This window comes from Desulfomonilia bacterium, from assembly GCA_036567785.1.
GTDB lineage: Bacteria > Desulfobacterota > Desulfomonilia > UBA1062 > UBA1062 > DATCTV01.
The window spans coordinates 109,636-133,391 of sequence record DATCTV010000023.1 but is presented as its reverse complement, the minus strand read 5'-3'; the positions used below and the strand labels follow the sequence as shown (position 1 = coordinate 133,391).

At 46.8% G+C, this 23,756-nt stretch carries 21 protein-coding genes; 6 read left to right on the top strand and 15 right to left on the bottom strand.

The window, feature by feature from the left end:
• Positions 1-237: 237 nt before the first annotated feature.
• A complete protein-coding gene (locus VIS94_05255; GenBank protein ID HEY9160476.1) occupies positions 238-1,374 on the top strand; it encodes a hypothetical protein in 1,137 nt (378 codons plus the stop codon).
• A 440-nt stretch (positions 1,375-1,814) separates the two neighbouring features.
• Here the strand turns inward: VIS94_05255 and VIS94_05250 are convergent, their stop codons facing one another.
• The 11 genes from VIS94_05250 to VIS94_05200 all read right to left on the bottom strand — a co-directional run bounded on the left by VIS94_05250 (position 1,815) and on the right by VIS94_05200 (position 13,796).
• Positions 1,815-2,951, bottom strand: a complete 1,137-nt coding sequence (locus VIS94_05250; GenBank protein HEY9160475.1) for a hypothetical protein — start codon at positions 2,949-2,951, stop codon at positions 1,815-1,817.
• A gap of 296 nt (positions 2,952-3,247) precedes the next feature.
• Complete coding sequence (locus VIS94_05245; protein HEY9160474.1) at positions 3,248-4,639, bottom strand: MFS transporter; 1,392 nt, start codon at positions 4,637-4,639, stop codon at positions 3,248-3,250.
• Between the two features lie 223 nt (positions 4,640-4,862).
• Positions 4,863-6,113, bottom strand: coding sequence for a Gfo/Idh/MocA family oxidoreductase (locus tag VIS94_05240; GenBank protein ID HEY9160473.1), 1,251 nt, complete (start codon positions 6,111-6,113; stop codon positions 4,863-4,865).
• Positions 6,062-6,901, bottom strand: a complete 840-nt coding sequence (locus VIS94_05235) for a sugar phosphate isomerase/epimerase (GenBank protein HEY9160472.1) — start codon at positions 6,899-6,901, stop codon at positions 6,062-6,064. Before VIS94_05235 ends, VIS94_05240 begins: the two co-directional genes overlap by 52 nt.
• Positions 6,902-6,993: 92 nt before the next feature.
• Positions 6,994-7,812: a sugar phosphate isomerase/epimerase family protein gene (locus VIS94_05230; GenBank protein ID HEY9160471.1), complete on the bottom strand. Its 819-nt coding sequence runs from the start codon at positions 7,810-7,812 to the stop codon at positions 6,994-6,996.
• 18 nt (positions 7,813-7,830) lie between these two features.
• On the bottom strand, positions 7,831-9,033 hold the full coding sequence (locus VIS94_05225) for a zinc-binding dehydrogenase (protein HEY9160470.1): 1,203 nt from the start codon (positions 9,031-9,033) through the stop codon (positions 7,831-7,833).
• Positions 9,034-9,048: 15 nt separating this feature from the next.
• Positions 9,049-10,014, bottom strand: coding sequence for a 3-dehydro-scyllo-inosose hydrolase (iolN, locus tag VIS94_05220; GenBank protein HEY9160469.1), 966 nt, complete (start codon positions 10,012-10,014; stop codon positions 9,049-9,051).
• A gap of 118 nt (positions 10,015-10,132) precedes the next feature.
• Positions 10,133-11,518 carry an MFS transporter gene (locus tag VIS94_05215; GenBank protein ID HEY9160468.1) on the bottom strand — a complete coding sequence of 462 codons (1,386 nt, stop codon included), beginning with the start codon at positions 11,516-11,518 and terminating at the stop codon, positions 10,133-10,135.
• A gap of 84 nt (positions 11,519-11,602) precedes the next feature.
• A complete protein-coding gene (locus VIS94_05210; protein HEY9160467.1) occupies positions 11,603-12,154 on the bottom strand; it encodes an L-2-amino-thiazoline-4-carboxylic acid hydrolase in 552 nt (183 codons plus the stop codon).
• A gap of 64 nt (positions 12,155-12,218) precedes the next feature.
• Entirely contained in the window at positions 12,219-13,175 is a 957-nt protein-coding gene (locus tag VIS94_05205; protein HEY9160466.1) for a hypothetical protein, read from the bottom strand.
• A gap of 183 nt (positions 13,176-13,358) precedes the next feature.
• A complete protein-coding gene (locus tag VIS94_05200; GenBank protein ID HEY9160465.1) occupies positions 13,359-13,796 on the bottom strand; it encodes a hypothetical protein in 438 nt (145 codons plus the stop codon).
• A 201-nt stretch (positions 13,797-13,997) separates the two neighbouring features.
• On the opposite strand from VIS94_05200, the gene VIS94_05195 reads away from it, so the two are divergent.
• The 4 genes from VIS94_05195 (at position 13,998) to VIS94_05180 (ending at position 19,204) form a co-directional block, all read left to right on the top strand.
• Entirely contained in the window at positions 13,998-15,362 is a 1,365-nt protein-coding gene (locus tag VIS94_05195) for an ATP-binding protein (protein HEY9160464.1), read from the top strand.
• Between the two features lie 21 nt (positions 15,363-15,383).
• Positions 15,384-16,061 carry a response regulator gene (locus VIS94_05190; protein HEY9160463.1) on the top strand — a complete coding sequence of 226 codons (678 nt, stop codon included), beginning with the start codon at positions 15,384-15,386 and terminating at the stop codon, positions 16,059-16,061.
• A 242-nt stretch (positions 16,062-16,303) separates the two neighbouring features.
• On the top strand, positions 16,304-17,626 hold the full coding sequence (locus VIS94_05185) for a DUF362 domain-containing protein (GenBank protein HEY9160462.1): 1,323 nt from the start codon (positions 16,304-16,306) through the stop codon (positions 17,624-17,626).
• A gap of 18 nt (positions 17,627-17,644) precedes the next feature.
• Positions 17,645-19,204 carry an FGGY-family carbohydrate kinase gene (locus VIS94_05180; GenBank protein HEY9160461.1) on the top strand — a complete coding sequence of 520 codons (1,560 nt, stop codon included), beginning with the start codon at positions 17,645-17,647 and terminating at the stop codon, positions 19,202-19,204.
• A gap of 12 nt (positions 19,205-19,216) precedes the next feature.
• Here the strand turns inward: VIS94_05180 and VIS94_05175 are convergent, their stop codons facing one another.
• The gene (locus VIS94_05175; protein ID HEY9160460.1) at positions 19,217-20,002 is read right to left on the bottom strand and encodes a hypothetical protein; all 786 of its coding nucleotides are present in this window, start codon (positions 20,000-20,002) and stop codon (positions 19,217-19,219) included.
• Positions 20,003-20,135: 133 nt separating this feature from the next.
• On the opposite strand from VIS94_05175, the gene VIS94_05170 reads away from it, so the two are divergent.
• Positions 20,136-21,134 (top strand): hypothetical protein, encoded by a 999-nt coding sequence (locus VIS94_05170; GenBank protein HEY9160459.1) that lies wholly within the window; start codon positions 20,136-20,138, stop codon positions 21,132-21,134.
• A gap of 130 nt (positions 21,135-21,264) precedes the next feature.
• Here VIS94_05170 and VIS94_05165 read toward each other — a convergent pair whose 3' ends face one another.
• Genes VIS94_05165 through rsmD form a run of 3 tightly spaced genes read right to left on the bottom strand, consistent with a single transcriptional unit; the run spans position 21,265 to position 23,490 of the window.
• On the bottom strand, positions 21,265-22,428 hold the full coding sequence (locus tag VIS94_05165; protein HEY9160458.1) for a pyridoxal phosphate-dependent aminotransferase: 1,164 nt from the start codon (positions 22,426-22,428) through the stop codon (positions 21,265-21,267).
• Positions 22,429-22,464: 36 nt separating this feature from the next.
• Complete coding sequence (coaD, locus tag VIS94_05160; GenBank protein ID HEY9160457.1) at positions 22,465-22,965, bottom strand: pantetheine-phosphate adenylyltransferase; 501 nt, start codon at positions 22,963-22,965, stop codon at positions 22,465-22,467.
• The gene (rsmD, locus tag VIS94_05155; protein HEY9160456.1) at positions 22,966-23,490 is read right to left on the bottom strand and encodes a 16S rRNA (guanine(966)-N(2))-methyltransferase RsmD; all 525 of its coding nucleotides are present in this window, start codon (positions 23,488-23,490) and stop codon (positions 22,966-22,968) included.
• Positions 23,491-23,756: the final 266 nt, after the last annotated feature.

The window sequence follows — 23,756 nt, the reverse complement described above, 5'->3', positions numbered from 1 at the left end:
ATTGCATTATTTCCCGGTTGTTCTCTGGAAATCGTATTTGCAATTTTCGGGATATTGCTTTGAGACATCTCTACGTCTGACCAAGTGCTCCATAAACCCGCAAAATGCGACTCCCCAAAATCAATCAGGGCAACAGGCCGTAAAGGCCTGACACGGCAATTTCACCTAAAGTTCAAAAAACAAAATTCCGATAAGATACCGATAAGGGGGTAGTTAATACAAATGGGAGGGAGTATCATGGTAAGAGACAATTTGTTTACATGGAAAATGGTGCTGTTTGTATATCCGGTAATCATATTTGCTCTTGTTTTTTCCGGATGTTCCAGCAACAGTTCGGACAATGACAACCCAACGGGAACCGCCCTGTTCGTTGACAACGGGATATATGCAGGCATCCCATACAAATGCGGGGATATCGAGGGAATGACCGACAGGTTCGGCACCCTTACCTACAAGGAAGGCTGCGACTGTACCTTCACTCTCGGCAAACTTGAATTCACCGCGCCTTATGATAAAATCAAGGATGGCGTCGTTACGGTTTTCGATGCAACAAACAGCAAGATAGAAGCCGATGCCCTGTCCGCTATCCTTCAGACCGTAAGCTACGGGAACAGATATTCCAATCATTATCATACAATCGACAACAGGCTTAAGTTCAGAATTGCACAAGTTGACCTTTCCGAAGGCGACGATGCGGTGGCAAAGGCCTTCGCCTTTTTCATCAGATATAACAGGATAACGCCGATAACCATAGAAGATGCGGCGCTTAAAAGGCTCGATTATGTAAATGACAACAATGAGCTGTTAGTCTCTAAAGATTATCTGAATCTGCTCAGCCAGTATGTGACCTACGCATCACATGACAATCATGTAAACTTTCTCGTCTACGATTATTACGGGCCTCTCTGGCTGAACGGGGTTTCAATGACGCATTCATCAGGCAGTTCATGGTATTCCATAGACCACACGTGCCTTCCCGATGACAGCAAGGGCGGGCCGTCACTTGGATTTAACGAGGGCGACATCCCGCACGACTCAAACCATCCGCACGTATTCGGAATGAACTGGCATGTGGGCAGAAAGAAACACGATGATCAGGCAAACTGGTTCAAAGACCGTTCGGGTGGAAAACCCACGATCATTCTTCACAATGTTGATGGTTCACAAAAGGATAACACCCACTTCACGTCAAAACTCAATTTCGCCTATAATATAACTTTGACTGTTGATTTTGTCCCGAGACCTGAAACAACGGGATCAGAAAAAATAAACATTCCAAATCTTGTAATAGGACAGGGTTCCGGTTCCGACTCAGGGCTCAGAGGGTTGTTCAAGGTTATTAAAGATATTGGCGAAATAGGACTGGTGCTCTGAGGGATGCTTTAGGAGAAGAAACTTGCATACCAAAAACCGTAAAAAATGTTTACGATCTGGTCAAGGACTCAATTGATCTGGGAGGCAACCACAACGTCTGGTTATGTTCCATTGCCGAAGATGGTGTCAGCCGTTCACAGGTCGCTGACGACGGAACAGATGCAATCATCTATAAAAGCATTGACTCAAGAGCCCACGATGCATCTGTCCAGATCGCCTTCAGCGGCAATGACGACGAGGACCATACCTTCTATGTAACCTTTGATTACCTGCCATGGTAACTGGCATTGCTCCCGGTCCGGAAAGCCCGGGAAGCAAGAATAGTCGCAATCAAACAGCCGGCTCCCATTTCGGGTGCCGGCTGTTTTTTGTGCCGTGTGTCAGGCTTGAAATGAAACATCAATAAATTTGTCAAACCGTCAAGGACTGAATCTGTTTTTTTAAAAAGGCTTGTTGGCAAAAAAATCCTGCAACGGCATGTAGGCTATGAATGCCCTTCCTGTAGATATATTGCCGCCTGCTGTGCCTGTAATTGTGTTGCCGTCTGCGGAAATGCCTGTGACTGTGATCGGGTCTCTATTATCGATTGAATCGAAAAGTTCATAATAAGCAAGGATATTTCCTAAAGGCTCAAATCCATAATGTCGGTGGAAAAGAAATGCCTGGTCCCCCATTATTCCTCCGCCTCCGGCTATCAAACCATCGCCGGACACAGCTCTAAGAGTGAGCGTGAAATATGGCAATATATCTACCAGGCCTGTTTCCCATGTCCATATCATTGGATTAAATTCAATTGTTAATATATTATCACCTGTTACCCCGATTATTACATTTCCATCGGAAGATACAGCGTATGCTTCACTCTTGGGATTACTTTCATATTTATAGCCTAGAAATACAATTTCCGTTCCCGCCGACCACCTGAATGCCTGAAATTCATTTAAGGGAGCTACAAAAGCAGAACCAACAATTGTCCTGCCGTCAGCCGATATTGCGTATGCCCGGCTTGGCGTCTGCAAATATGAAATCCCGCTTTTTGATGTCCATAAAAAGGCATATACATTATTCGTACCATCTCCGACAACATAACCGACTACAATTGAACCATCTGCAGATATTCCTGAGGCAAACTGAGAATTGTATCCTTCCGGAAGATCGCCTAATGGCTGCATTCCGGTTGAAGGTGTCCATATAAATGCCCTGTTTGCCGAACCATCTTCTGTAGAGCAGTAACCTACAACTGTATCGCCATCGTAATCGACAGCTTCCGCGGAGCTAAAACCGGTATATCCATCCAGGAAACCAAGCGCTGTAAGTCCGTCGCTGCTGCTCCATCTGAATGCCTCTCTCTTATTGTTTGCAGAATCGCTTAACCCTACAACAACACTGCCGTTTCCTGATATGGCATTCGATCTGTTCATTCCGGATTCTTTCGCTCCGGGCAACAGGTCTATCAATTGAGCATAGGGTTGAGGCGCTGACGGTTGATCTGAATTGCTGCTGCTTTTGTCGCATCCTGCAAAAATCATGGCCGAAAAGATAAATACCATAAGAAACCTGAAAGTTTTTGTTTTCATAAGTCTCCTCGTAATTATTTTTTTAAAATAAATAATGATGACTTATTAATTGTCAATTTTAATCAGGATGGTCGAGCCTGTTCCTTTTTCTGACTGTGCATGGAACAACATGGCGTTAAGCATCATGAAGGATTCAGTGGCCCGGAAATTGTTGAAGTTTTGAAGCATTTCATGAAGCCGGGATTCAAAATACGAATATAAAGAAAGAGATAAAACGCATCCCTTGGTTTTCCCGGGATATTCACGTTGCACAGCAAGAAAAAGGCATTCTCCCCACAGGATGCGTTATCGCGGCATCATGCGGATTTTGCCTTTGCTTCTTCCATCTCTTTTATCTGCTGTTGAATCTCGGAATAGCGCTTTTCCGTTATCGGATAGAAACAAAGCACCACTATCGCCAATATGAATATGGCGGCCGAGATCGGACCCAGAAGCAGCCTGATACCCAGTTCAGCACTGGGGCTCTGCGGCAAGACGCCCTTGACATAGCCCATGAGTTGAAGGATCCAGCCCATCGAAAGTGCGGCCAGCGCCTGGCCGAGCTTGAATCCCCATGTCCAGATGCCGAAAAACGAGCCTTCCCTGCGTTCGCCTGTCTGGAGATAGCCGTATTCTATCGCATCGGCCACAATCGTGAACGGCGGCACATAAAGCAGGCCAAGCCCGGAACCCATTATGAACATCATTATCATCGTAAAGCTGACTGGCCTCTTGTCGCCGAACATGAACAGCGCGATCAGTCCGGCCGAAAAAATGGCGAAACCCGCCCCGTAGACGAACTTCTTGCCGAACTTCTTGCTCAGGAGAACGCTTACCGGGATGAACAAAAATGCTGTCCCGATCAGTATCAGCATAGCCTTCGTCAGTTCATCCTTCGGGTTCATCACGTTTCGTGCGGCCAGGACGTAGTCGAAATAATAGGCGGCCACCTGGCTCACGATCGTAAGTGCGATAATATGGAGAATGTAGGTTGAGAGTATGAGAAGATAGGGCTTGTTCTTGAAGACCTCGAGATATGTCTTGAAAAAGCCTATTGATCTGGCGGGCTTCAGCTCTGCAGGCTCTTTTGTGGTGAACACAGTGATCAGGGCGGTCACCATCATTATACCTCCGAAAACGACCCCAAGGAGGATGAAACCCATGTTCTTGTCCTTCATAAGACCTACTATCGGCCAGGCCGCGCCTGCTCCTGTGAGTGTGCCGATTGCGGCGAATCCGAAACGGTATCCCGAAAGCGACGTCCTTTCATGATAGTCATCGGTGAGTTCAGGGGTCATGGAACAGTAGGGGATGTTGACCGTTGAATATGCCGTGCTGAGCAATATGTAAACAAGCACGGTGAATATGAACAGGCCGGTCTGGCTGAAATTTTCCTTGAAAAGAGCAGGGTTGGTGAACATGAGCACCATGGCTAAGAAAAGAGGTATGGAACCTGCCAGTATGAAAGGCCTGCGTCTGCCGAGCCTGGTGGATGTCCTGTCCGAGATATAGCCGATAATGGTGTCGTAAAAGGCGTCCCATATCCTTCCAATGAAAAGAGCAGTTCCTGCGAGGCCCGCAGCAAGGCCCATGGTGTCGGTTAAATAAATCATCAGGACGAATGCGGTCGCGGTAAAAAAAAGATTGCCTCCGAAATCGCAGACGCCGTATCCCAGTTTGACTCCTAATGACAGCTTTTTACCTTCCATTAAATAACCTCCCAAATATTCCACTGTGCATTCAAGCGGCGCCATTGTCGTCTGCATCGGAATGCTCCTCGACATACGCTAAAAGTATGCCTGCGTCGCTTCCTCTTCGACTCCTCGGCGACATCTTGAATGCAAAGCGGAACTAATGTTCTATATGTTGCGATTGCTTCATAAAACTAAAAAACTGAATCCATGTCCGTGATGCTTCGACGGAAAGTGGATTTTACCAGTCATGAGGTTTGCCGGTCTGAAAATTTTCGATCTCGCTGAACAGATTCTCGCGCGTGATCTTTATCCCGTCCCTGGCGGATTTGTACGCTGCAAGGGTCCAGGCTATGGTGAGGTAAGAGTCTTCCGGTGTGGCACCCCAGGCTCCACTGATGCCTCCGTTCAGAGTATTCTCATTCCGCACCTTATCGATGAAGAATTTCATCTGCCTGTAAAACATCGTATTTCCCCTGCCATAAGGAAGCATGGCGGGATAATAATGATTATGGATGATATTGGAAAGACGGTAAATCCCGACTTTCACGCGGCGCTTCTGGTATGCGTGTGCGGCCCTGAAAGCGATCTTCCCCTTTTCCCCGTATATGTATCCGCGCTCGAAACCATAGGGGCTTCCAGTTCGTATAACGTTTTTGTCATATAGGAAGACCGCGCCGTTTGACAGTTTGAAGGAGGCCACTGCCAGATCCTCATATGGGCGCGTATCCGGGTAGCACCTTTTGGTTTCGCACGAGACCTGTTCGATTTCCATTCCGTAGAAACGGATGATGTCGATATAATGCGGCGCATGGTCGAAAAAGTCGCCGCCGCCTGCTCTCAAATCTCTATACCTCCAGAAACCGAATTTCCGTTCGATATCGAATCCGAATTTTTTGAGAATGCGGACCATGCGTCCCAGTGCGCCGCTGGTGAAGTCGGGAATAAAGAAATACCAGAAGATGCTGACCTGGAATATCCTTCCCAGGGTGTTATTCATCAGCATCTCCCTGATTTTCTGGTGTCCCGGCTCGAAGCGCTTGCAGTGGCCCATAAGGATATAGACATTGTTTTTCCTGGCTGCCTCGATTATTGCGCGGCAGTCTTCAAGGGTAGTGGCCATGGGTTTTTCGCACAGGATAGGAATGCCTTTTTCCGCACAGTCTTGAACATGGCGTGCATGAAGCCACGGAGGCGAAGATATGACTACGGCATCCAGTTTTTCATGTTCCAGCATGGTGCGGTGATCTTCGTAAACGCCGCTTACATTATATTTTTTTGCAAAAAACTCCCTGTTGTGCGGGTCGGGGTCGCTGATTGCGGCAATATAAGCCCTCCCGTCCGCAGTAATAGCCGGACCATGGCCAACTCTGCAGATGTTTCCCGCGCCGATAAGACCAATTCTCGTTTTATCGTTTTGGTCCATAACAGGTTTGAGAGTTATATCTGCTTCAGTATGTTTTCCAGATACTCTTTCGATTCGATAGCCCATGCGTCGATATCGACAGGATGCCCCGTATGGACCTGCACGGTCAGATCTCCCTTATATCCGATCTCCTTAAGGGCGGACAAAAAGACCTTCCAGTTGACCGTACCGTGTCCCGGAGGAAGATGGACGTCGCCCTGCCCGACACCGTTGTTGTCGTTGCAGTGAACATATATGAGGTCTTTGCCGGCCTTTCTGACGGCGTCAGACAGGTTCGGATCGGTGATGTTCTGATCGGCCGTATCTATCATAACCTTGCAGTTGGGAGAATTAATCTCCCTCATCATCTGAAGAGCATCATCGAGCGTCACCATCACACGGGATTCGCACCAGGTGAGAGTGTGGAGCGCTATCATTATACCCTTTTTTTCGGCATGTTTGACTACTTTCTGCATGCATTCGCGGTTCCAGGCCCACGCCTGCTCACGCGTTGTTCCATGGATCATGTGGCCGGAAATCATGTTGACTATGGGAATTCCCATTTCCGAGGCCATATCGACGCAATCGATATAATACTCGACGGACTTTTTTCTGATTGCCTCTATTGAATGGGAAAAGTTTATGTGCAGAGCCAGACCGCCGCCGTTGACCGAAAGCGCCGCCGCTTTGAGTCCCGAATCCTTTACTATATTCATTATCTGCTTGCGTGCCTTCCTGTCATACAGATCAGGGCCGAGATGAGGACTGTATGCCCAGAAGTCAACGACTTCATATCCCATCCTGCCAATTCTTCTTACGGCTTCTTCAACGGTTGTGTAATCAAGATATCCCATCGTACAGAAACCCAGTCTCATAACACCCTCCTATGATTTATTTTGCAAATAATACATCATCATTGCTTATATAACAACAACAAATTACCCCTGATTCGGGGGTAATTAATGAATTATCCTTTGAATTTTTTCAGATAAGAAATGGCCTGTTTGGCGGCACTGAAGTCATCGGGCTTGGGAAGTATTTCCAGTCCGACGGCATTATTATATTTAATTTTTTCAAGGGTTGAGAGTATTTTTCCGAAGTCAATATGGCCGAATCCCGGGGCCTGTCTGTTGCTGTCCGCAAAATGAACGAATCCTATGTGTGATCTACATCTGAGGATGCTTTCCTCAATAGACCTCTCCTCGATATTCATGTGGAAGACATCCGGGAGAAGCTTAAGATTATCGCTCCCCACCTCCTCGATAAAGCTCAATCCTTCCTCAAGCGTGTTGAAGATATTGGTTTCGTATCTGTTTATAGGCTCAAGCAGAAGAGTCACGTCTTTATCTTCGGCGTGTTTCAGACATTGACATATGGCCTGCCTGCCTTCCTGTTCCAGACTGAGCCTTTCGTGCTCGCTTCCGGCCGTTATCTTTCCCCGTACGCCTCCGATTATTACCATGGCGCCAAGCCTGGAGGCAAAATCGATATGGGAATTTATCCTGGCAACAGCCTTTTCACGTTTGTCCGCTTCGGCGCTGTAAAGGGAATATCCGTCATTGTAATATGTCTGGCCCGTGGCGATTGTGTAGACTTTCAGATTCAGGCTTCCGGTCTTCCCGATTATCCAGTCCTGGTCAAGGACTGCCGAATCCAGCAGGCTCAGGTCCACGCCGCTGTAGCCCAGCCTGCTGACATTCATTAGACCTTCTTCAAGGTCACCGGAAAAGAGCAGCGGACTGAACGGCGACTTTATTGGCGAAAGGCTGACGCTCAAATCAAACATAATTTCTTGCTTTTTCCGTCACATTGTCATGTCGAAAATCACCTTCAGAGGGTCGGTCTCAAGCGAGGTCTCGACTGCCTTCTGAGCGTCATCCAGCCTGAACCTGTGAGTTATGAGCTTCTCGAAAGGATACTCCTTTGAGTACTTCTGCATCATGTACATGTGCTGATAATAACCTGTATGGGGGTGATTGGTGTTGCCAATGAGTAGAACATTCTTAGCCGCAATGTCCCTGTGGATATTGAGCGCCACCTCGCCGCAGTCCACGAAATTCCCAGTCTCTATATATGTGCCGCCCCTTCTGGTCATCTCGAGGCCTTCCTTCACACATTCAGCAGTTCCGACCACTTCCACAACGACATCCGCCCCTCTTCCGTCCGTGAGGTCCTTGACGATATTCACCCGTTCTTCCTTAGTGGTCACGCTTATGTCGATTCCATAATCGGCCCCGAATTCCTTTGCTATTTCGAGCTTTTTCTTTGAGGGATCCACCAGTATTATTTTTCCCGCACCGAGCATCCTTGCCTTGGCTATGTGCATGAGGCCCATGGCACCGCCTCCCTGGATTACGACCGTATCGGCAAACCCGAAACCTCTTGATTCGATTCTCGAGAACTCCTTGGCCCTGTCAAGCGTCGAAGTTACCACGAATATCTCGGCCATGGCCCCGAATTCATCAGGCATTCCTTCAGGCACCTTATAGACCCACGCACCTTTCGGAACATACATGTATTCGGCCCATCCGCCCGCCACATACGGATGTACATTGCTCGGATAAGAAAGGCCGATGGTCGTGTTCTTGGCACAGAACGGGTATGCGAATATATGCCTGCAGTACCAGCAGTTTCTGCACACAACATTCGGGCACATCGTGACCCTGTCTCCGATCCTGAGTTCGCCCCCGTGATACTCGATAAGGTTCTTATCTTCGGGATACATCTCCACTATCTCGCCCACGTTCTCATGTCCATGTACTGCCGGATATGCCATCTCCTGTTCAGCCTCGGTGCCTCCGTACAGTATTCTTTCCTCTCCGCCCCTGAAGGCGTGCTTGTCTGTCCCGCATATGCCGGACATGCGCATCTTCAGTATCAGCGCGCCTCTTTCAAGTTTCGGCCATGGCAGCTGCCGGACCTCCATTCTGCCGGGCTCGACCATGACAGCCGCTTTTATTGTCTTTCCTTCAACGTAATCCTTCTCCCCTTTTATATAAGTCTCCATTATTCGTTCTCCTCGTCAGGTCGGGTAGCTTATTGTATAGATATGCGCGCCGCCGTTCCTCGGTCCTTTTATGACCGATTCGATTTGCTCTTTCGGTCTTTGCGTCATCTTCTCAATCGGAGGCAGCTGGCCCGCCGGGAACCTGCCCATTATTTCATTTATGAGATCCTCAAGATAATCCATGGCCGCTTCCACGCCGGGCCTGGCCTTGTCGGCGGATGCAAGCGTGCTCTTGCCGACAACGCCTTCCGGTGTGCACAGCACCTCCATCCCTGTCAGTCCTACATGGTCATAAAACCTCATGGCATGGCCGTAGGCCAGTCCTGACTTATCGACGATACCGTCCTTGATGTACATCTCTCCCTTCGTATCGACTGCGTCTTTCATCTTGATCATCTCAGGGAAGAGCGCCAGGGAAAAGGACGTCTCACATTCGTCGGCATGAACGAAAGGTGTTTCGAAAGGCCCGCCGTGCGCCTTGTCTCTAATATGCGGTCTGATAGAAAACCACCAGTTGAGATAGGCTATCACTGCGGGCACCTGATATTTCTTTCCGAACTGGTGGATAGCCATCGGTATGACATAGTCCTGCGCATGGCCGTTGATGAATATCTGCTTTCTGAACCCCGCGTTCCAGAAACCTGCTATTATTGCGCGAAGATAAGCTGCCAGGTCTTCTTCGGGGACCACTATGGTGCCGGGCATTCCCAGATGGTTGAACGGGTGCGATCCATACCAGACCGGCTGAGCCACGGTGCAGCCGGTTGCAAGCGCCACCTGCTCGGCTATTCTTGTGAGCAGGAACGTGTCCTCTCCTGCACATGCATGAGGACCGTGATTTTCAGTACTCCCTACGGGAATGATTATGAGATCGTTTGTCTTTAGCCTCTGTTCGATTTCCCTGCCGGTCATATTCTGGAAATAAATGCCTGTCGCCAGATCCAGATGACCGCCATCGGGCGGTATCTTCCATTTCCCCATTTCGGACCTCCTTATTCATTTTCGATAGTTTTTCAGTATAATCTTTGTGAATTCAACCTATTATAATGTCGCCATGATTCAATTATCAATAATTTTCTGATTAAATTTAAAATGCTTTTTATCCCCCGCATTGTCCCCCGATCTGAATATCTTTGAGCATTTTTCTGTGCATTGTCTCATCTATGGGATAGAACAGGATGATGATTATGCCTGCTGCTATAAAAATACAGGGGATGACTGACATCAGCAGCTTGATCCCGAAAAGGGTTATGGCCTGCTGTTTTATATTCGGAACATACCTGAAAAGATCAAGCCCCAGCCCCACTGCGAAGCCGGCAAACGCCGAGGAGAACTTGAATGCAAAATTGAAGAAGCCGTAGAGTATGCCTTCACGTCTTAGCCCTGTTTTCCACTGCGAGTATTCCACCGTATCCGGGATCATGGCCCAGGGGCAGAGATAGAGTGTGGACAGGCCGATACCCGCTACTATGAACAGTCCGAAAATGAGCCCTCTGTCTGGATTATTGATAAAGAATAGCATGAGCGTCACAAAGGCGAGCAGGCCGGTGCCTGCTGCAAGAACGTTTTTCTTGGCGAATTTCTTTGTCATGAATACCCAGAATGGCATGCAAAGAAAGGCAATCACGAACATGCACATGAACGCGATCGGTATGTCGGATTCTCTTCCGAGATTGTACTTGAAGTAGTAGTTGATCATGATCGCAACGAGATTAAGTGCGACCATCTGCAGTATGGTCGAGATTGAGAGCAATATGAAGGGACTGTTTTTCGATACCATCTTCAGGTCTTCCCTGAATGACTTTTTCTCTTCGGATGGAGGGGTTATGCACTCTTTCACGGTGGCGAACGTCGTAAGAAGGACCAGAACGCAAATGCCCCCGAATACTGCGCCTATTACCCTGAAACCTGTTACCTCACTTGAAAACATGGCGATGACAGGTTTGGTCGCCCCGGCTGTTGCAAGTGTTCCCAGAATGGCGCAGGCCATACGGATGCCCGTCAGAGTCGAACGTTCATTGCCGTCCATGGTAATGCTGGCGGTAAGCGAGCCGTAGGGTATGTTAACCACCGAATAACACGCGGAGAAGACAAGGAATGTCACCAGTGCATAGATAGATCGCCAGAATAAAGGAATCTGGGGGGATAGGAATATAAGGAAGAAAGCTAATCCCAGGGGGATAGCCCCGAAAAGCAGAAAAGGTCTGTTCTTGCCCCATCTTGAATGAGTCCTGTCCGTAATGAAGCCCATGGTCGGGTCGCATACGGCGTTCCAGATTTTGGCTGTGAAAAAGATACTTCCGGCTACTGTTGCACCTATCATGAAGACGTCCGTGAAAAAATATACAAGATATAGAGTGATGGTCTGAAAGACGATGTTGCATGCGAAATCGCCTATTCCATAGCCGACCTTCATTCCAAGGGAAATTTTTTCAGACAGGCTGTTTTCAGTAATGTCCGGCGGAAATTGAGAGCCCTTTTCCATAACATCCTCCATCAAAAATAATGCCCGGCTTGAACAGGTAAAAAATTTCTTCTCAGCAACAACTGTACACAAGAAACTCGAATTCTATTTGTTTGATTCCTTCATGATATAGCGGAAAAGGCAAAAATCTTTCCCTGTCTTATGCCGCTGTTCGAGTATGAGTTTGATGTCGGGATTATAGCCTTCGAGGATGGCATAGTCGGCATATTTGCAGTAGATGCTTGAAAACTCATCGAGTCCCCATTCACAGGCGGCATTATTGAAGGAGCACCCTTTTACCGGTGCAAAAAGATCGTTGTTCTCTATGTAGGCTTTGACAGGAAAATTTCCGCCGTCAATGTCCGTGTAGATAAGCCAGTTTTTGAAGGAAAGCGGTTTACCGAGAGCGGCAACTTTCTGGGCAATACGTTTGCCGCGTTCCCGTCCGAAAGCCTGCACCGCTTCTTTGATAAGCGCCTCACCCTCGACAGGACCCAGCTTCTGGATAATGGCCCTGCTCATCACTGCAAAAAGCTGAGCCGCAAGTCCGAATCCCGGGGTCTGATAGCGTTTGCCTATGATCCTGCGCCTGAGCATAACGTCCTTGAGATACCATAGACTTAACCCTTTTTTCTTCTCCCTCTTCAAGTCATCCATCAGGATTCTCCTTACAAAGGAATAGAGCGGTTGCAATTGCGGTAAAAATATCAAATGTAATAATTTATGGTATGAGCCTGTTCTCACACCAGTTATTAAGCTCCCATTCTTCGCTCGTTTTGCTGAGTGTTGCAGTTGTACCGTCGAATGTGACGGTTATTTCAACAACACCACTATCATCTGCGTCTTCATCTTCGCTGTTATCGGCATTCATAGTAAGGGTTCCTTCTGTCCAGTAGTAATTGCTGTCACGGGTAATCGATGAACCATCGATTTCGAAACTGCTGCCGCCGATACTGAATGCCCCCGAGATACTAGATATTTTTTTCGAGGATTGATCAAAGTAGAAATATGAAAATACGATCTCATATGTTTCATCATCATCAGTATTTGTCACCGTGACAGTACCGTCAATGTTAAGGTCCGGATAATCCGAATCGATATTAGCCGCATCAACACTGAATGATGAGTACTTGGCCTCGTAATTATCCGAGTTATTGACCGTTGTAAGCGAACTGGCCTCGAGCGTTCCATTTGTAACCACAAGCTCTTGAGTATCCGTATCAATTGAGATAATCAGATCAATGACCTTGAGCGTCCCGGAATATGTAATGCCGCTGTATTTAAAACTGTTGAATTTAAGTGTGGCATTAATGCTCCATGAGGTAACGCTTTTCACTGAAAATGTCAGGATGCCCGAGGTGATACCGGCAGGAATATCAATCAGGCCCTGTTCCTTAAGGGCGACAAGATCCACGGTTGAAGGCAATTCTCCATGCTGAACATAATAATTATAAAGATATATTTGAAGACTTTCGTTCGATATGATCGCATCCATGGCATTCATGAGATCTCCGTAGACAAGATCATTCATAGGTTCATCAGGATTCGTGCATGCGTATGTCATAAAGAGTGCGGTATCATAATCACTGGATGATGTGCCGTCACCACCGCAGCCGGAGAGAAGCATCAGGATCACTATAGCAAATAAATATATCAGTTTATATTTGTATATTTTCATATTCCCTTCTGTCTTTGAATTATTATTTTTCATATCTTACTCCATTATTTAATCTCATACATTTATTTCTTGTCATACATTTTGTCAAATCCCATTCTTAAAAATGGCCGGGCTGTCTATCAGCCCGGCAAAACGGAAACTAAAAATGAGGATTTTGGGGTGGGTTTTCCCTGCTCTCTTTATTCATTTTGGCGGAGGACCTGCCGGTTTCCTTTTCATTTTCTTCTGTATTTCATCGGCCTGCTTCCTGCTAATCACTCCTGCAGAAGCAGCCTGGCTTACAAGTTTTGCTATCTCCTTATCCATTTCCGATCCAAATGCATCGGGCGAAACCGCATATGCCTCAAGTATAGCCTGGGGCGGGCTGCTTATAAGAAGTTGCTTTACGTTTTCCTGCGTTAATCCGGTAAGTTCTGCTAATACATTCATCTGTATATAATCATAAATAAGTTTTATGCCCGGATTAGCTGGCGGAATCATTTTCTTGTTATTTAACGGAGGTGCAATATTCGCTGCTGACATCTGAGGCGGTCCTGTCGGTGGATCAAAACCAAATGCCAATATCGAAAATATAAAGCCCCCCGCAAGAATCACCGCCAATATGACAAACGATCTTTTCATAAGCACCCTACCCCTTCTCTAATTTTGACCCGGTTGTGCCATAAGACTGTGGAGATACTATGGAGAAAAAATGTGATTGCTGTGAATTTCGTAAAAACAACTGGACATTAACCGGGAGTTGAAGACAGTATTATTTGCATGAAGCTCAACACCAGACTGTTTTTTGCATTTTTATTGAGTTATATCGTAATAGTAGTCCTTATGTCCGGAATTATGCATTACTATGCAATCCGCAATTTTTCAGATTATATCCGTGATGTTGAGCTTAAACAGTTGAATGATACAATTGCAAGTCTTGAAACCGAGTATAAAAGATACGGAAACTGGGAACATATTCGGACAAACCCTGCGATATGGAACGGAATCCTTCGTTCAGTAATGGAATCCCATAGAATAAAGATGGCTCCCCCTCATATGCCTGATGATGAATCGTTCAGGCAACCTCTCTCAGAAAAGATGCCCCTTCCTCCACACCTGGATATGATTCCAAGGCTAATGCTTTTTGACAAAGACAAACATCCCGTATTCGGCAAAACGGACTCGGCCGGGAATTACTTTTTTAAGGCAATAGCCGTTGACGGTAAAACTGTAGGATGGATTGGTCTGCATCGTCCTGAACACATCTCAGACCCGCTTCAAATGAAATTCCTGTACCGCCAGTCGCGGGCCTTTATAATTATCGGGATAATAATACTTATCCTCGCAACTCTGGTATCCCTGTTTCTTTCCAGACAGATACTGCTGCCCGTTAAAAGGCTCGCAGAAGGCGCTCATGCTCTGACATCACGCAGGTTCGACACCCGAATCGACATACATTCTTCAGATGAACTGGGCCAGCTGTCCATGGAATTCAACCAAATGGCCGATACGCTGGAGCGCTACGAATTCATGCGCAAACAGTGGATAACGGACATTTCACACGAACTCCGAACACCGCTTGCAGTGATGCGGGCCGAAATCGAAGCAGCTCAGGATGGCATAAGGGATTTAAGCAACGAAACGCTCCAGTCGCTACATTCGGAAGTGATGCTTTTAAGCAGGATCGTTGATGACCTTCATTCACTTTCCATAATCGACAGCAATGTGCTTTCCTTGAGAATGGAAAATATCAACCCTGTTGAAATTGCCGGAAATTTGATAGCCGCGTTCAAATCCCGGTTCGAACAGTCAGGGATCAAGGTTCTGCCATTCCCGGATTGCCGCCCTGAAATCAGGGTAATGGGGGATTCCGAAAGGCTTGCACAGGTCTTTTCAAACATACTTGAAAACACCCTTAAATATACGGATTCTCCCGGCACACTGAAAACTGGCCTCTCAATCGAGGACGATGAGCTTCATATGATCTTCGAGGACTCGCCCCCCGGCGTTCCTGCCCAATCAATGCCTTATCTGTTTGAACGCCTGTATAAATCAGACATTTCCCGTTCAAGACAGAAAGGCGGAAGCGGACTTGGCCTATCCATCAGCAAGGGTATCATCGAGGCCATGAAAGGCAGGATCATTGCAGAAACCTCCAATCTCGGCGGATTGAAGATCAGAATCATACTGCCAATATCCGAACAGTGATAATGGGAGGGATGAAAGATAATGAACCATATAATGATCGTAGAAGACGAAGATAAAATGAGGGAGATACTAAGAGACTACCTTGAAAAGGCCTGCTTTAAGGTAACCTGCCTTGCCAGCGGGGAAAAGGCTGTCGAATCTTTCAGACAAACAACACCTGACCTTGTTTTGCTGGACATCATGCTCCCCGGGAAAGACGGTCTGGATATCATGAGGGAGATAAGATCATTCAGCAAAGTGCCGATTCTTATGATCACGGCCCTCGTGGATGAAGTCGACCGGGTGCTTGGACTAGAAATCGGAGCGGATGATTATATATGCAAACCATTCAGTCCAAGGGAAGTGGTGGCACGCGTCAAGGCCGCGTTGCGTAGAACAACCTTCGAAGCAGCAGGGCTTACTGCAAAGACACAAGGTGATATAATCCTGAAAGAGGACACGCATGAGGCTGTTGCCGCCGGACAACTGCTTAAACTAACGCCTATCGAATTCAACCTCTTGAGGATTCTCATCAAGTCTCCGGGCCGGGTATTTTCCCGTAATGAACTCATAAGCATGATTCAGGGATATGATTATGAGGGATATGACAGAACCATCGATTCCCATATCAAGAATCTCAGGAAAAAGATCATGGTGTGCATACCGGACAGGGAGATTATCTGCTCTGTATACGGGATCGGCTACAAGCTCATCCTGTAGATTGTCTATGTAATCGTCCTGAAATTATTCACCTAAATAAAGAGCGTAATATACGTATATCAATCAGGTTCCATCATAAGATTTTTTCGCTGTAAATGAACGGAAATCAGATGCCGCTCAATGTGTAATGCATGAAGTCCCGCCGTATGAGCAAACATATGAAGGAAATTCTGGCCGTCAAGCACAAACAGATGTAAGTAGAGTTGACTGATGAAATAAAAATACTTTTGAAGGAGTGAAATATGAAGAAATCCATAAAAACATATGAACCAAAGACAGAGGTCATGCTTGCCGACACCAGACCGGGTATTGCCGCTGCCGTGCGTGCGATTTTCGAACATTTCGGAGGAGGAGCCAGACTTCTGCGCTCCAGCCGCGATGTTTACATCAAGGTAAACGGCGTGGGCTCAGAGCCCTTTGTATATACCGACCCGGAGGTACTGCGGCAGACCATCCTCTATTTCAAAAGCTGCGGTGCGCGTGATGTCTATGTGATGGAAAACTGCACCCAGGCCAACTTCACCCGTCTGGTTTTTCATGTCACCGGCTATAACGATGTCTGCAGGGAAACCGGTGCTACGCCTGTCTACCTTGACGAAACAGCGAGTGTTCCGGTTTTTCTGGAAGGGCTCGAGGAATTTATCGATATCTCTGCTTTTGTCAGTGAACGGCTTATAAATGAACGCGCCGGCAACTTCTACCTCTCGATCCCGAAGCTCAAGACGCATTCCATGTCTCAGGTCACGCTCTCAATCAAAAATCAGTTCGGGCTCGTGCACCAGAAGAGCCGCATAGCGGACCACAACTATCGCATCCATCAGAAGTTCGCGGACATCTACCGGGTTATCAGGCCAGACTTCGCATTGATCGACGGTCTGATCGCCACCAATCACGGCCATTACCCTACCGGATACAATGCAGGCAAGTGCGTAGTTCCGATGGATCTTCTGATCGGCGGCATCGACCCTCTTGCAACAGATGTGGTCGGCGCAGCCCTGATGGGTTTTGATCTCAAGGACGTCAGGCACCTGGAACTGGCTGCATCAACTGGGTTGGGTACAGGGGATATAAACAGCATCGAGATAGTAAACCGCGACCTGCTCGATGCCAGGAAAAAACAGCTCACCTGCGAACTGCTCGATGACTACCCGCCGGACGTCACATTTCTCAGGGGGGCCGAGCGGTGCTGCAAGGAGGGGTGCCGCCGCAACACTGAGAGCATCGTTGAGATGATCTACCGCGACTATAATGGAAAGGGAGGCTTTACCATCCTGATGGGCAAGGGTATCGAGAAAGAAAAGGTGGACAGGATTACCGGAAGAGTTCACATCGCAGGCGGGTGCGCCATACAGGATTACGGCCTTATCCTGCAGAAACGCCTGGGCAAACGGGCTGTGACCATGAGCCCCGGATGCAACAATCTGGCTCTGTCAACAGCCGGCCTGTGCAAACACATGGGTGTTCACCCGACCCGGATGGCCAAAGTGGACCTGCTGCAATCCGCAAAACTTCTGATAACGGCCAAGCTCAAAGGTTCCCAGGCAAATATCGTCCCTTTGCTTTAAGGCCTGCTAAGGCTCGAGATGGGTGCAAAGCAATATATAATTGCCATAGATTCCGGAACACAAAGCATCCGGGCGGTTCTTTTTGATCGCTTCGGATCACAGATAGCCATCGAACAGGCCGATTATGAACCGTATTTTTCAAGGGAACCCGGATGGGCCGAGCAGCATGCCGAAGATTACTGGGCCAAACTCTGTCATGTATGCAGAAAACTGATGGCTGGAATAGACATCGACAGGAACCGGATTGCTGGTATCGGCATGACAAGCCAGCGAAACACCGTGATCCCTCTGGATGTCTCAGGCAATGCCCTGCGGCCCGCAATAATTTGGCTTGATCAGCGAAAAACACTGAATCCACCGTATCTGTCCAGAGCTGTTGAAATCGGCTCACAGCTTATCGGCCAGGGGGAAGCGCTTAGTTATGCCCGTAGAAACTCAAAGTTCCTCTGGATCAGGCAGAATGAACCCGAAGTCTATAACAGGACACACAAATTCGCACAGGTAACCGGTTTTTTCGTACATAAGCTCACAGGGAAATTCCGCGATTCATACGCCATGGTGTCTGGCATATCGCCCTTCGACTATAAACACCTGCGTTATTTCGGCGCACCAATGGGTTTTATATACAATGCGCTGGGGATAGAAAAAAGACAATGTGTCGAGCTTTTCCCTCCCGGAACAGTGCTGGGACATATAAGTACTGAAGCTTCGCATGCAACAGGTCTGCCTGAAGGACTGCCGCTTGTGGTTGGAGGCGGCGACAAACAAAGCGAGATGCTGGGCGCCGGAGCAATCGATCCTTCAATAGCAGTTATAAGTTTTGGCACCGGCACATCGATGGAAGTGGTTTCACGCACCTATCTGAATGATCCGACCATGCGTTATTTCACATGGCCTGCCGCAATACCTGATGTCTGGGTTCTCGAAACATTCATCATGCGCGGCTTCTGGATGGTGACCTGGTTCAAGCAGGAATTCGGATATCGTGAAGGGATTGAGGCTGCAAGGCGCAATGTTGCCCCTGAGGCAATTCTGGATGAGGTCATCAAGGATATACCCCCGGGATCGATGGGCCTCATGCTGCATCCACACTGGTCCCCTTCGGTAAGCAGCAAGTATTCTAAAGGTTCCATCATCGGATTCTCGGATGTCCATAACCGCGCATGTATATACCGTGCAATTCTTGAAGGCATATGCTTCGAACTCAGGCGAATGCAGGAAATAGTACAGAAAAGGACCCGCATTCCAATCATAGAAATAAGAGTGGGCGGCGGCGGTTCGCTGAGTAATGCTGCGGTACAGATAGCTTCAGACATGTTCAATCTGCCTGTATCCCGAATGGCGACACATGAAACGGCAGCTTTAGGCGCTGCAATGGATGCTGCTGTAGGTACAAGAATGTATGAAACAATTGATGAAGCGGTTGCCTCCATGACAGGCAGGGGTTGCACATTCCTGCCTGACCCATGCAATCACCAGATTTACAGTCGTCTCTTCGAGGAAGTGTATAAAAATTCATTTATCAGCTTGGAGCCGATTTATCGCCGGATAGCAGACATAACAGGATATCCGTGTTGAGAATAGTGTGAGCTAGAACTGATAGTCGTACGCAAGTGCGAATGTCCAGTCCATGCCCCTGCTCGAAAGGCCTTTCAATACCGAAATTCCGACTGAATTCTGCATATTCAGGTTTCTCGTATAACTCACCCCAGCAAGAACCCTCGCCGTGCCGTCTTCAAGCTGATCCGGCGTATAGCCCGAAAACTGGGCGCTTATCTCGTTTGACTCATCTGGACTGTAATCAAGTTCGGCCTGAAAGGAGTAGTTGAAATAATAATCATCCTCCTCCGAGTCGGCCAGATATGTCGAACCCAGCGTAAGCGAGACTGTGAAATCCCCGAACCCTCTGCTTGCCTCAAGCCACAGGGTAGGCTCGGCCACTGCCTCCGCAAATGCAGCCGATCCAGTAGGCAACTCCAGGTAGCCGATAAACGCCAGATTTACATATTTATCAAAAAAGTCCCACCTCAGGCCGAAAGATATATCCGAGAACCCGAAGTCGGGATTCTGATAAGTGACGGTGTCGCTTGCAAACTGGAATTCAAGTTTATCCGTTATATCCGCACTGACATAGATACCCAGGGCATAACAATCCGCATCATTCTTCTCCGTCTCCAGATACGGTGCAAGCTCAATCAGATATTTGAAGTTTCGATCCTCTCTTTTTGTATCGGGTAAAATCTGCGTTATTGCCGGTTTATAAGATTGTTCCGCTGCAAAAGCATCCTGATATAATAGAACGAACAGAACCATCAGCCATAATTCAATATATGGCCTCAGCCTTTGCTTATTATGAATTTCAGGCTTTCTTTTCATTTATTAAAATCCTCAACAGTCTTGTTCTCAAATATATAAACCTTCTGCACATCATCGCATTCATCTTATAGGCAAAATATGCTAAATGATGCCGGGATTATAAATGAAAAAAAGGTCTTTGAGGAGGACAGTCTTGAAAAACACAGCGATGGTACTATCTGTAATTTCAATTTTGCTGACATCTTCAACTGTATGGGCGGATGTCACCATAGAAAGATGGACGAGATCGGATTTCGTTATCGGTTTCGAGTCTTACTCCACATCGAAAATACAGGGGTTGAAAGAGTACAGCAGCAGCAATGTCAAATTTGACAGCAGGCTGATCGGCTTTTTTGCAAATGACACCCCTATTCTCCTGATAACAAGGGTGGACAAAGGCCTGATATGGACACTCAACGTCCAGAAAAAGACATACACCGAGATCCCCTTATCAGTCTTTGACCTCAACAGGATGATAAAAATAAAAAATGAGAACAGCAATGACAAAAAAACACGGAATGGAAATCCAGAGAAATCAAGATACCAACTAATAAAGAGCGACTTCAAGGTAAATAGAACCGGCTCAAAAATGCTCATTAACGGATTTGACTGTGAAGAATATGATGCTGTCTTAACCGCAGTGATTGAAGATATGGAGACTGAAGGAAGACTTACCGAAATAATTGAAACAAACCTCTTCACAACACCTGAAACCGGAAAAATAGTTAAGGTGCAACAGGAAGAAGCCGCCTATTATGATGCCCTCTTTAAAAAACTTGGCCTGGACGGAATGTCAGGAACGTTCTCCAGGATACTGAACATGGACAAGGTGGATTTTCCGGTAAAGCTGACAGAGAGCGATATGAAAAAATATGCATCTGAATTCTCCACGATCGAAGGTTATCCGATAAGGACAATCGTCAAGTCCCGGACAATAGAGGATGAAAAGCAAAAGGCCGCCCGCCTGAAAAGAGAACAGCAGGAAAACAAAAGCCCGACAAAGGACATGCAGAAAGCGGACAGCAGGAAGAAAGAAGCCGACAGGAGCAAACCGGTAGTATGGTTCACAAGCGAAGTCAGGAAGATAAGCATCGACCCGGTCAATGCGGATATTTTCGAGATTCCGGCAAAATATAAGAAGATTCAGGATTGAAAATTATTTTAGATTTTTAAACAAAAGGCATAATCAAAGCCTTTCTGTAAAGCAGATTACAATGAGCGGTCTTATCAGATAAAGTGCAGAAGTTGTAATCCCTTCTGCACTGTTTTTATGACGATACCTCTCAGGCAAGCGCCTTCTTGATTCTTTCAAGCCCTTCTATGATGTTTTTATCAGAGGTGGCGAAAGAAAGCCTGAAGTGCTCGTCGCTTCCGAACTCGATTCCCGGAACTATGGCAACAAGCGCCTGATCGAGAAGGAAATTAGCAAAATCGGTTGAACCCGAGAACCTGCCTATAAGCCCCTTCATTGAAGGGAAGCAGTAAAACGCACCTTCAGGCGGAATGATCTCGAGGCCGGGAATCTCCCTTATTTTGGAGACCATGAGGTCGCGGCGCTTCTCGAATATTTTCGTACGTTCGGCCACAATGCTCTGATCACCTGTCAGCGACTGGTAAGCCCCATACTGTGCGAATGAAGTAGCATTTGATGTGCTCTGGCTCTGAAGCCTCCCCATTGCCGCAATTACATCCTTGTCGCCTATGCAGTATCCGATTCTCCAGCCGGTCATGGAAAATGTCTTTGATGCGCCTATTACTATAAATGACCTGGCTGCAACTTCAGGTCCGAGTGAAGCTATGCTGGTAAAGGTATTCCCGGAAAAAACAAGCTTCTGATAAATGTCATCAGCAACTATTGCCATGTCGTGTTTGATGCAAAGTTCGGCAATCTTCTCAAGCTCCTTCTTTTCGATTATCATGCCGGTCGGGTTTGATGGAGAATTGATTATTATACCGCGGGTTTTCGGGGTAATAGCCTGTTTTACCTGCTCGGCCTGAAGTTTAAGGCCCGTGCCCCTTGTATCTACAAGAACCGGTTTGGCGCCTGCAATTTCGATCATTGCTGAATAGGAAACCCAGTAGGGAGAAGGGCATATTACCTCATCACCGGCATCGAATATTGTTACGAAGAGATTATAGAGGCTGTGTTTCGCCCCGCATGAAACAAGCACATTTGCAGGTGACATTTTAGTTCCGTACTCCTTATTGACTACATCGGCTACGGCTTTTCTGAGTTCCGGTATTCCTGCTACCGGGGTATATTTTGTCTTGCCGTCTTTTATCGCCTTAATTGCTGCCTCCTTGATATCATCCGGCGTATCGAAATCGGGCTCCCCTGCACCGAAGCCTATTATATCCTTACCTTCCGCCTTCAGCGCATTCACCTTGGCCGTGATAGCCAGGGTCGCCGACTCCTCAATGCCCGATACAAGTTTAGAAATTTTCATATCTTTTCCTCCGAGACAAACAGGTTTTATATAATGTCAATCAGTGTTCATAAACGGAAATTTCTCTTTTAGCTTATATAGTACAGGGTCCGGCACCAGTCCTCTGACAGAACCTCCTGCAGATACTGTTGCTTTTATAATCGTAGAGCTTACAAACAGATTCCTGAAATCGGTCATTAAAAAATAGGTGTCGACTTCACCGTAAAGCTTTCTGTTCATAAGAGACAGCTGCATTTCCCATTCAAAATCCGATACGACCCTTAAACCTCTTAATATTGCACATGCGCCGATTTTTTTTACATAGTCGACAAGAAGTCCCTCAAATACATCAACACTTATCCTTCCATTGGATGGAGCAACGCATTCTTTAATCATTTCTACCTTTTCTTCGGTAGTAAATAAGTCCTGTTTCAAGGCATTGTGGCCGACAGCGACAACCACCTTGTCAAAAACCCCCAGACCCCTCCTGATGATATCAATATGACCGTTTGTTATCGGATCGAATGAACCGGGACATACAGCTATTCTCTCGCTCATTTAGGGCTCCCTTCTTATAAATGTCAGCATCGTATCTCCGTACTGCTTTTGTTTGTATGTATTCATATTGAGCGCTTCTCTGGGCGAATGCTCCACCACCATTGTCCCGCCCGGCTTAATCAGAAAATATAGCTCAGGTGCAAGTTGTGAAGCAAGACCTTTATTGTATGGAGGATCCATGAAAACAAGATCAAACGAATGCCTGCATTTCCTTATATATGCCATGACATCTGATCTGATAATTACACACTTATTCTCAATGCCGAGCAGGGAAGCATTTTTCCTTATATGATTTATACTTAAGGCGGAACTGTCAACAAATGTTGCTGTTTTTGCCCCCCTGCTGAGGGCCTCTATACCGAGTGATCCGCTGCCTGCAAAAACATCAAGGACGTCAATATCCCTGAAATCGACCAGCAAAGCTGAAAACAGGGCCTCTTTAACCCTGTCGGAGGTTGGCCTGATGTCTTCAGGACAGGCTATTCTTCTTGACTTATACAATCCTGAACATATTCTCACTGACATAATATTTTGAGTTATACATCAGATTATAAATGGTCAAGAAATAAACATAAATATCCATGTGTAAAATATTTCCTAGCGACAGAAGGTAAAATCATTCGTTATTGTGTAATATATTTCCCACATATCCCTGAAAATTCTACTTACCATTTTGCCGTCAAACAGGTTATAATCATTATGTGTTGACAACGAGAACCGCGTTATTCATAATAATTTGAATTTTAAAGATTTTATGCGGTTTTCAATATGCAGGGGGAAGAGAATTCAGT